Here is a 9593-nt window from a genome sequence, read left to right on the forward strand (position 1 = left end):
CTCATCTTTTGCATTAAGCAATTGACAAAACTCCAGAAAAGACAAAGGCTTTTTAGCTTTGACTAAAAGTTCCAGCAAGTATTCGCGGCTCGCAACTGGCTTTTCATATTTTTCTTTTTCGCGTTGGTAAAACGGGTCGTCGCTCATAGGGCGAAGAAATTCCTAACTAATAATTTAATTGCGTCAAGTATAACTAAATGGCAACAAGCAAATATGACTTTTTTACCATGAACGTGACAAGTTTGAGTATTTCAGCCCGTTTCCGTGTATATGAACTCCAAAAAGCCATGTAGTTTCCCAACTTTGTGCATTCTCACCCTCACCCATCTTTTATTTCTTATTAAAAATACGATAGTTTCGAAACGCTTTGTGCCGACAAGCAAACTATTAACAACAAACGAAAACGGAACTATGATGAGTAAAAGACTAAAAAACCGATTCAATTGTTAGCCTTTTGCGAGTTTTTATATAACAGGTTACCGATAAATCGGAATAATGAAGGTTAGTGGCTTTACCCATTTAATTGTTATGACTATGATACTAAGATATAAAACAGATAATTTCGGTAAATTAATTGCGCTCAAAAAGCAATCAATACAAATACTCAGATGAACAAGGCAGTTATACAGTCTGTTTTGGTGATCGAACCTTAGAAATAAAGTTTATTGGCATTTTAAGTAATCAACTGATTGAAAAGTTTTGTGAGGATTTAGGCTTGATGTTGGGTGTCGTCGAATGGCGATATTGGGGTTACTACGCAGACTTAACTGAATGCGATGAGGAGTCTGCCACAAGTCGAAAAACTTTAGTTGATCTACGAAAACGCTTCTTAGACAAAGGCTGCATAGTTGACGCTTATACTATTACTAACCCCGATGCCGTTGAGCATTTAATAAAATCAAGTAAAGATGCAGGTGTAGAAAACTATTTGTTGGATGAAAACATATTTCCGGATCGTAAACAGGCTATCGATTTTATCCATAGTGTTTTACTAAAAGTGGAAAAAAGTTCAGCTAAGGTACTCTTATAACTCCTAAGGTATTAAGAGTTTAGTGGCCTTCTTGCTTTACGTACTGCTTTAGGGTGCATTAGCTTTTCCAGCTCACTCATACAGACAGCAATTTTTTTATGAGTAGGTTTGTCTGCGGTAATTGCGTTGTACAACCAGTGATAAGCATCTTCATAATCATAAGGACTGCCATATCCTTCAATAAACAATTCTGCCAGTTGTATTTGCGCCTTTAAATGTCCAAGAACTGAAGCTTCTCGCAAATAAACCACCGCTCTTTCTTTATCCTTTTGGACCAGTTTTCCTTGAGAATAGTAGCGACCTAATTGCTCCAACCCTGCAGCAAGTCCCTGTTCAGCGGCTTGATGCATAAAGTTAATGCCTCGCTCAGGATCTTTGTCTATGCAAACCCCCCAAGCGAGCATATCCCCCCACAAGAACTGATAACTGGGAATCTTGAGCGTTTCAGCTCGTGCCTGAATATCTTGCACCAACTGACAATTATCTAACACCACACGGGTCAAATGTTCATTGCGATTGATGAGGCCAAGTAATTCATCCTGCGAATATAACTGAACAGCTTTAATTTCATCAGCCGCGTAAGTCGAAGCCACAAAAACTAAGGCACAAAAACTAAGTGATAATGATTTGAATAAATGCATAAATAATTGTCTGACACCTAAGATGTCTTTTGTATCGGCAATAAAATTATTTTTATAAATGATTAGAGTCAATAGACCCTAATCATAACTAAACCAAGCGCTGATTGTTGCCAACGATTGGCTCACTTTCTATTTATCCATCAAAGCCATTTGTACAACCTGTGCATGTTCGAATAAATCATGACCTAAATCAGTTAAATACCCTCCATCAGGTAACGTCACTATGCCTTTATCGAACAACCTCTGAGCAGCAGAAATCACCTCTGGCTCAGCGTCATTATGAATTTTCAAACCTTGCATAAGACTCTTACTTGGAAACTTCAATAATAAGTTCAGCTCTGCAATCATTTCAGACGTAAATGTCATTTTCATTCCTCATAAATTATGCCTTTATTTCCCATATTCAGGATAGGCCCTTATTAGATTCAGCTGGCACAAAGTACTTATTTGCAGAACATCCACCAAAACCTAGCATTTCAATTAATTACAACTCGTATAAAATCAGCCAGTTGTTTATAATCCCCTTCATGAGCCTAAAGCCCAAATCGATGAATATCAAAGGTTATTTAAAATAATCATATTCAAGTAGTATTAATTTAACCAGAAGAAATCCATGCAAATAATTCAATGTAAGGTAGAAAGGATTGAAGTCCTTACAGACATAATCAAACGTATCACATTGATTCCAGAGACCCCCCTTAACTTTATTGCAGGTCAATATTTGCAAGTAGTGATGGGCGAAAATGACAAACGTCCTTTTTCAATTGCAAACGCGCCTCGTATGGACGGAACAATTGAGTTACATATTGGGGCAGAACCCGGTAACCAATATGCTGGGCAAGTCCTCGAAAAAATGCTCACAGATAAAGTAGTCAGTGTTGAAGGTGGTTCAGGGGAAGCGTTTCTTAGTACCCCCAATACTCAAGCCACTATATTATTGGCCGGTGGTACTGGATTTTCGTATGCTTTGTCAATATTGGAACAACTACTAAGTAAACCTTTAGTAGCGCCTGTACTGTTATATTGGGGAACAAGAACCATTACTGACATGTATGCTTTTGAAAAGCTCAGCTCTATTGCCCAACAACATCCTCTGTTTACTTTTATCCCAGTGGTAGAAGTTCCAGCAGAAGATTGGGCCGGTAAAACTGGTTGGGTACACCAAGCTGTACTCAATGACATACAAGATTTGTCGACTTATAGAGTGTATGTAGCCGGACGTTTTGAAATGGCAAAAGTGGTGCGCGATGATTTTACCAAACAAGGATTACCGGCAACTTGTTTATTTGGTGATGCATACGCATTTATCTGAGATAACATTAGGGTCTTTCGACCCTAGATAAGGCGCTTGATTATACATCCCTACATATCAATTAGACAGCGCCTTTAAATTCCATTTGCCGCCATGCTTCATAAACAAACACCGATACCGCATTCGACAAGTTCATACTGCGGCTTTCTGGCAACATAGGAATACGCACTCGCTGCTCGGGTGGTAATGACTGAATAACCTCATCTGGTAGGCCTCGTGTTTCGGGTCCAAACAACAATGCATCACCTATTTGGTATTCGGCTTGTGCAAAGAATGCTTTGCCTTTGGTTGTGCAAGCAAAAATTCGCTTAGGTGAACGAGCCTCGATATAAGCTTCTAGATTTGGATAACGTTGCACTTTGGCAAATTCGTGATAATCCAATCCAGCTCGACGCACTTTTTTGTCATCCCAATCAAAGCCTAAAGGTTCAATTAAGTGTAAGGCAAAACCAGTATTCGCGCATAGACGAATAATATTGCCGGTATTGGGAGGAATTTCTGGTTGGTATAGAACGATATCGAGCATGGGTTTAATTTCGGTGACTTTTGATAAGCTAATACTAACAAAAATCAGCTAAATGATTTAATTATTCCCTTTCTAAACTGACAAAACCTATGAGTAAGGTTTTAGACTAAAAACCAAATCTAAAACACACTTCCTAAAATCATTTCTGAACCTTCAACATAGAAAGTATTAATTGCTGAAAAAGTCCAAAATAGTAGTCAGACAAGGAATTCTATATTGGTCCTGCTCTTCTAACAACTCATGCTTTGAACCATCAATCACCTGCAGCTTAGTGTTAGCCATTTTTGCTACCACGCGACTCTGGCGTTTGTTATCAACCACTTGATCTGCTCCGGCTTGAATAACAAAAGCGGGAATAGGGAAACAATGGGCATTTTGCTCAATTTGGTCCATCGCCTGCGCTGCCATTTTTAACCAATGACCACTGATACCACCTAATTTGACTTGTGGTGTCTGTTGATACTCTTGACGAAAAATATTATATCTGATTTCACTGTGAGTCAATTCATTAGTCTTGAACGGTTTGCTCTCATAGTTTTTTTGACCAAAAAAATAAGCATTTTTTTTATTTATTACTGCGTGTAAGGAAAGCAATAAGTTGGCGAACCAATTAGGCAAAGAAGGACGAATACCAAACATTGGCGCCGAAAAGGCAACTCTGTCAAACAACTCTGGATAGCGCATAACAGTCAAAGCGCCTATTGCCCCCCCCATAGAGTGGCACAACAGTTTAGGTTTATGTTGACTACTTTCACTTACAACTTGGTCAATAAATTGTTTAAAGTCATACACATAATCATCAAAACATTGCACATAACCGATTTGTGGATTATCTAACATACGCCCTGATAAACCTTGTCCTCGATGATCATGAATAAACACCGAATAGCCGTTTTGATAAAAGTCGTAAACTATTTCTTTATATTTGAGTAGACTTTCTATTCGCCCTGAAGAAATAACCACACTACCTATGGCGTCAGGGTGCACAACTTGGGCGTAACCAATGTCTAGATCATCCTTCCCAGAAAATTTACCGTGCGTAACATTGTTAAGCCAGAATGGCTGAATAGTGGTTTCATATTTTGATGCTAAGTCATATTCAGTAGAAAGAACGTATTGAGACATTTACCCAACCTAGATTTAAATTTTATTTAAAATGCGCTTCACTAATCAAACCTGATTGGCTCATTTAGTTTGTTTGAGTTTTTTATTGTGATTAACTTCAAGAATGTGAAGGATGTCACGCCAACTTACGATCCCAACTGGGGCGCCTTTTCCATTTACAATCGGAATACAGGAGATGTTGTGCTGATTAAATAACCTTATCGCGTCATATACATCCGCTGAAGGACTGAGCGAAATAGGCTTTCGACTCATGATTTGGTGTACTTTTTTATTCAAGGTAAACTTATCATGTGCTGTAGCTTGCACCGTTCCGATAAAAGGGCTAATTGATTTAAGTAAATCCCGGTCGGATATCACCCCATACAACTTACCGTCTTCTACCACCAGCAAATGATGAAACTTGGCATTTTCAAAGATATGTTTCACCACACCCAAAGTATCATCAAATGTCACTGTCACCACTGGTGTACTCATAATTTTTTCAATTAACATGAGTTTCCTTGCCAATCACTAGTTCTAATTACGATAAAAGGTAACCGCTATTTTGGGGGTGTTGCAATACAAAAATTGACAATATTTCGCTCAGAACTAAATATTGTCACATATGTCTGCTGCAATTTTTACCTACAGTAGCGTGCCTAGTGTTACTAGTTTATTGTAGAAAGTAGTGCTGGATTGGTAACAAGTTTACGTACACCGTGGGCATGCTCTTCACCAAACTCATTACTTTCACACCAACTGGCTAAACTATTGATATCAACTTTTGCACATTGAGGGCGAACGCTCCAAGTGACATCTATTGGTGAACATTTTTCTTCTGTGTAGCTTGGACCCGTTGTTGAACCAAGAAATTCTACTGGTGCACCTGTGTTGTCAGGGATAAATTGAGCTTGATGATAGCCATTGCGAACTGTGCGATCGTAATCCAAGTCGTCAAAATTCATGGCATTATTGTCATTAACAAGCGTGAAGACTTGAGTTTCAACACGTAAATCAGGATTAATTTGGTTATCACTAAGACAGGCACCTAGGGTTTTTCCTGGAGTAACATCAGCTGAACTATGCACCCAATGTACTTCAACAGTATCGCCTGGCTTTAAACCTTTACACACTTTGCTTTTGGTCGGAGTCAATTCTGCTGCGGTTAATTCTTTGCTGATACCACACATATAACCACCACCATACCCCTTGTCACCTTCACCCGCATACAGTGAGAAGTCTTTGGCTTTATGCTCTGCATTTTTGTGAAAATGGATATTACATAAATTCATTTCAGAACTAGATGGAGCTAAAGAAGTAATACGGGTATTTTCACCATGAAGTTGATCGATATCTCGAGGTGTTTGCGGTCCAAACCCTTCACATACAGCAGCTTGTGCATTAAATGCCAAAACGGATAGAGTTGACATTCCAAGGATGAGTCGTTTCACTTTAAGTCTTTTAGTTTGCATAGATTACTCCTAATTATTTGAAATAAATTATTAACAATCTTCATATGCATCCAATGTCGAAACCCCATTCTTTTTGAATGTATACTTCTCTTACTGACAAGAAAAAGATATGTGTCATATTAGAGCTACAAACGTACATAACTTAATAAAGGATCACAACAGTTGAAATCATATTTTTATCTTTTATTACAGATACTTAATTAACAATTAAGCCCGCACAAAAGGTATGGATATTTTGACCCGCAACCCACCATCGGGTTTATTGTTTGCTTGAATTAAGCCTTGGTGTTTACTAACTGCATGATGGGCAATGGCCAAACCAAAACCAACTCCACCACTATTTCTGTCTCGGGCAGTGGATTCACGATAAAAGGCTTCAAAAATTCTACTTAGCTGACTTTCATCAATGCCACTACCATCATCTTCTATCACTCAGACGATATGTTTGTCTTGTACCGACACCGAAACTTGAATGAGACGGTTAGAATAATGAATCGCATTACGTAGGACGTTTTCTATAGCGCTGCCTAATAACTGGGGATCTATATGCAAATTGATATTGTCATCTGCTTGATAAGACAATTCTTTATTTTTGTGTTCAGCTTCAAACTTAGCATCGGCAATAATAGGCGTCATCAATTGTTCAAGGCTAACAGTTTGTAAATTTTGAATGGGTTGTTGATTATCCAATCTAGATAACAACAAAACTTGGGCAATCATTTTTTCAATTTGCAGAGCTTCTTTTTCAATTCTCTCCAAAGCAGCAAGCATGTTAACTGATACTTCAGACTCATTTTGCTGTAAAGCAATACCAATAGACAACTGCAAACGAGTAAGGGGCGAACGTAATTCATGTGAAATATCAGCCAATAATCGTTTCTGATTATTAATTGCTCTTTCAACTTGTTCAGACATGTAGTTGAAGTCACGTCCCAGTTGACCAATTTCATCTAAACGCCTACTTGCGGAGCCAACTCGACTGCCCATCTCACCTGTTGCCATTTGTTTAGATGCTTCTCTGAGTTGAGAAATAGGGTTAAGCAAGCCCCGAACAAATAGGTAACATAAGCCCATACTGATAGAGATGAGAAAGGTAATAAATAAGCCAGGGTATTCATCTCGGATGAGTCGTAAACTTCCACCTGGTCTGGGGGCAACTAAAAACAGCATATAATCCGTTTGATTCGCCTGTAACAGACCTGGACCAACAAAGGAAACACCTCCTACCTGCAGCATTAATGGTGAACTTTGCTGGTCAAAATCATCAAATACTTCGTTTTTGAATCGTCTGTGTCTGGGAACACCGTGAATCACTTCTCGAGTAGATAAATCAACCAAAATCAAACCAAAACGATTGCGCTTCCCCACATTGTTAAGCAACCTTTTAATCAAGACGTTGGCAGTTCGCGAATCAATTTGATTTTGTAACTTACGAGTTGCAGTCACTAAGTCTTTTTGCTGCTGAGGGTTTAGTGGTCGGTATTTAGCCTCAGAGCCAAGTTGATTTACTAACCAAACCGAACTAATAACAATTAATAAGGTTGCCAGCCAAAACCACAAAAACACTCTAAAGAATAGACTTTTAGCGGGATTAAACCGACTTAATACACTCATGCGGACACCAAATAAAGATAACCCGCACCCCGATGCGTTTTAATTTTTTCTTCAAGGCTAAAGACCGCCAATTTCTTACGAAGGTTGCTTACGTGCATATCTATACTGCGATCAAAAGCCGCTAGCTTTCTACCCAATACTTTTTCACTGATATCCTGCTTACTGACTAAATGCCCTTGATTAATCATTAAAAGATGCAGGATAGAGTATTCGGTGCCAGTCATCTCCACTAGATTGTCTGCACAATAAACCTGTTGTGCTGAAGGTGAGAGTTCCACATTACCCACCTTTAAATTTTGCTGAACAGTGCCACTAGGTAACAACGCCATTCTGCGCACCAATGCCTTAATTCTTGCCGATAACTCTCTATGATTAAAAGGTTTCGCTAAATAATCGTCGGCGCCCATTTCCAGGCCGAGAATTTTGTCATAGTCGTCACCCTTAGCGGTCAGCATTAAAACGGGGGTAAGATGACTAGTACGCAATTTTTTTAACACTTCAAATCCATCAAGTTTAGGTAACATCACATCTAACAAAATAAGATCGTAATGTTTACTAGACGTCGCTAGGCTCAACCCCATTTCTCCATCATGTACAATATCGAGTTCGTAACCCTGCGGAGTGAGGTATTCTCTAAGTAACTCAGTTAACTCTAAGTCATCATCGATCAATAATATGTTTTTAGACGACATACGTTCCCTTGGATAGTATTAACACTTAGCACACTATAACTCAGTACATATTGTCCAGCATGGCGCATTTACACAAGCTTTACATTGCCTTTGCGTTTCTTTGCATTGCATTCGCTAGACTTATTAGCAATTCATAAAGAGGATAAAAAAATGTCAAAATTTACAAACTTAATAAAAACAACACTTACACCCATTGCGCTTTGTCTTACCCTTGCCATCGCCGTACCTGCAATAGCCAAAAAAGGGCATCATCAAAAACATGATGGTATGCGTCAAATTCTGTCTGAGTTATCGCTAACCAATACACAAAAGCAAGATATCAAACAAATTTTAAAACAAACCCGCGAAGACAGAGGCCTGTTTAATACGGATGAAAAATCCCTAAGAACAGATTTACGTAGCCTAGTACACTCTTCTGAATGGGATCAAGCAGCGATAGAGAGTGCGATTACCCAGCGCCAAGCTCTCATGCAAGAAAAAGCATTACAACGAGCCAGCAACAAGCACCAAGTTTGGAACTTGTTAACTGAAACTCAACAAGCAGAATTTGTAGCCCAGTTAGAATTCCGTAAGACCAAGGGCGAAAAAACACGTTCTAAAGGTAAAAGGGAACACAAAAAACTAAAACGCCTAGATTTTACTGAAGAACAACTTGCGGCCGTCCAAGCCATCAAAACTGCGGCTAAAGAAAATGGCGCAGAAATAAAAACTAAACTTAAAAGTTATAAACAAGCGGAGCGGGCACTTATCCAAGGTGCGAACTTTAGCCCTGAGGCTTGGCAAACTTTAAACACTGGATATCACGCTGACTTTATAGCTATGGGGATTGTAAAAGCCAAAAGTAAACATGACATTTGGAATCTAATGACGCCTGAACAACAAGCCAAAGCCGAAGAAAAATCCGAAAAGCATAAGCGCGGCAAGAAAGGTCAAAGGCATGGATAGGTAAAAAAAACATACTAGTATTAACAAAATGGCGCCAGATAAGGCGCCTTTTTTTGATCAATATTGCCATACATTTTCAGATGAAATATGTATGGCTTAAAAATACGAACCCTAAATATTTGTTTCAGAAGCAAACCTTTGATTCCTTTAGTATTCGAAGATCAATTGTTTTATCCTCCATTAGGGGCTGTTGATCTTTCATACGTCCTCGAGACTGAGGTCATTTATTTGGATACCGAGGCGTTTGCCTTGAAGTT

12 protein-coding genes are annotated in these 9593 nt (G+C 38.8%); 3 read left to right on the forward strand and 9 right to left on the reverse strand.

Annotation, left to right across the window (positions count from 1 at the left end; all coding sequences use genetic code 11):
• Positions 1-574: 574 nt before the first annotated feature.
• On the forward strand, positions 575-1030 hold the full coding sequence (locus tag QZ488_RS19840) for a hypothetical protein (protein ID WP_293752002.1): 456 nt from the start codon (positions 575-577) through the stop codon (positions 1028-1030).
• Positions 1031-1041: 11 nt separating this feature from the next.
• Here the strand turns inward: QZ488_RS19840 and QZ488_RS19845 are convergent, their stop codons facing one another.
• Both QZ488_RS19845 and QZ488_RS19850 read right to left on the reverse strand, forming a co-directional pair.
• Complete coding sequence (locus QZ488_RS19845) at positions 1042-1671, reverse strand: tetratricopeptide repeat protein (protein ID WP_293752024.1); 630 nt, start codon at positions 1669-1671, stop codon at positions 1042-1044.
• A gap of 129 nt (positions 1672-1800) precedes the next feature.
• Entirely contained in the window at positions 1801-2037 is a 237-nt protein-coding gene (locus QZ488_RS19850) for a TIGR02647 family protein (protein ID WP_293752004.1), read from the reverse strand.
• Positions 2038-2284: 247 nt separating this feature from the next.
• Between QZ488_RS19850 and fre the strand changes: the two genes are divergently transcribed.
• On the forward strand, positions 2285-2983 hold the full coding sequence (gene fre / locus QZ488_RS19855) for an NAD(P)H-flavin reductase (RefSeq protein WP_293752006.1): 699 nt from the start codon (positions 2285-2287) through the stop codon (positions 2981-2983).
• Positions 2984-3044: 61 nt separating this feature from the next.
• Here the strand turns inward: fre and trmL are convergent, their stop codons facing one another.
• From trmL to QZ488_RS19890, 7 genes are all read right to left on the reverse strand, one after another.
• Positions 3045-3509, reverse strand: coding sequence for a tRNA (uridine(34)/cytosine(34)/5-carboxymethylaminomethyluridine(34)-2'-O)-methyltransferase TrmL (gene trmL, locus QZ488_RS19860; RefSeq protein WP_293752008.1), 465 nt, complete (start codon positions 3507-3509; stop codon positions 3045-3047).
• Positions 3510-3677: 168 nt separating this feature from the next.
• A complete protein-coding gene (locus QZ488_RS19865) occupies positions 3678-4634 on the reverse strand; it encodes an alpha/beta fold hydrolase (RefSeq protein WP_293752010.1) in 957 nt (318 codons plus the stop codon).
• Between the two features lie 60 nt (positions 4635-4694).
• The gene (locus QZ488_RS19870) at positions 4695-5126 is read right to left on the reverse strand and encodes a CBS domain-containing protein (protein WP_293752012.1); all 432 of its coding nucleotides are present in this window, start codon (positions 5124-5126) and stop codon (positions 4695-4697) included.
• A 155-nt stretch (positions 5127-5281) separates the two neighbouring features.
• Complete coding sequence (locus QZ488_RS19875; RefSeq protein WP_293752014.1) at positions 5282-6085, reverse strand: delta-class carbonic anhydrase; 804 nt, start codon at positions 6083-6085, stop codon at positions 5282-5284.
• Between the two features lie 207 nt (positions 6086-6292).
• Positions 6293-6517 carry an ATP-binding protein gene (locus tag QZ488_RS19880; RefSeq protein WP_293752016.1) on the reverse strand — a complete coding sequence of 75 codons (225 nt, stop codon included), beginning with the start codon at positions 6515-6517 and terminating at the stop codon, positions 6293-6295.
• Positions 6518-7699, reverse strand: a complete 1182-nt coding sequence (locus QZ488_RS19885) for a histidine kinase dimerization/phospho-acceptor domain-containing protein (protein ID WP_293752018.1) — start codon at positions 7697-7699, stop codon at positions 6518-6520.
• Complete coding sequence (locus tag QZ488_RS19890) at positions 7696-8391, reverse strand: response regulator transcription factor (RefSeq protein ID WP_293752020.1); 696 nt, start codon at positions 8389-8391, stop codon at positions 7696-7698. Before QZ488_RS19890 ends, QZ488_RS19885 begins: the two co-directional genes overlap by 4 nt.
• 150 nt (positions 8392-8541) lie before the next feature.
• On the opposite strand from QZ488_RS19890, the gene QZ488_RS19895 reads away from it, so the two are divergent.
• Positions 8542-9336 (forward strand): Spy/CpxP family protein refolding chaperone, encoded by a 795-nt coding sequence (locus tag QZ488_RS19895; RefSeq protein WP_293752022.1) that lies wholly within the window; start codon positions 8542-8544, stop codon positions 9334-9336.
• Positions 9337-9593: the final 257 nt, after the last annotated feature.

Origin of the sequence: uncultured Paraglaciecola sp. (assembly GCF_913020055.1) — a bacterium.
GTDB lineage: Bacteria > Pseudomonadota > Gammaproteobacteria > Enterobacterales > Alteromonadaceae > Paraglaciecola.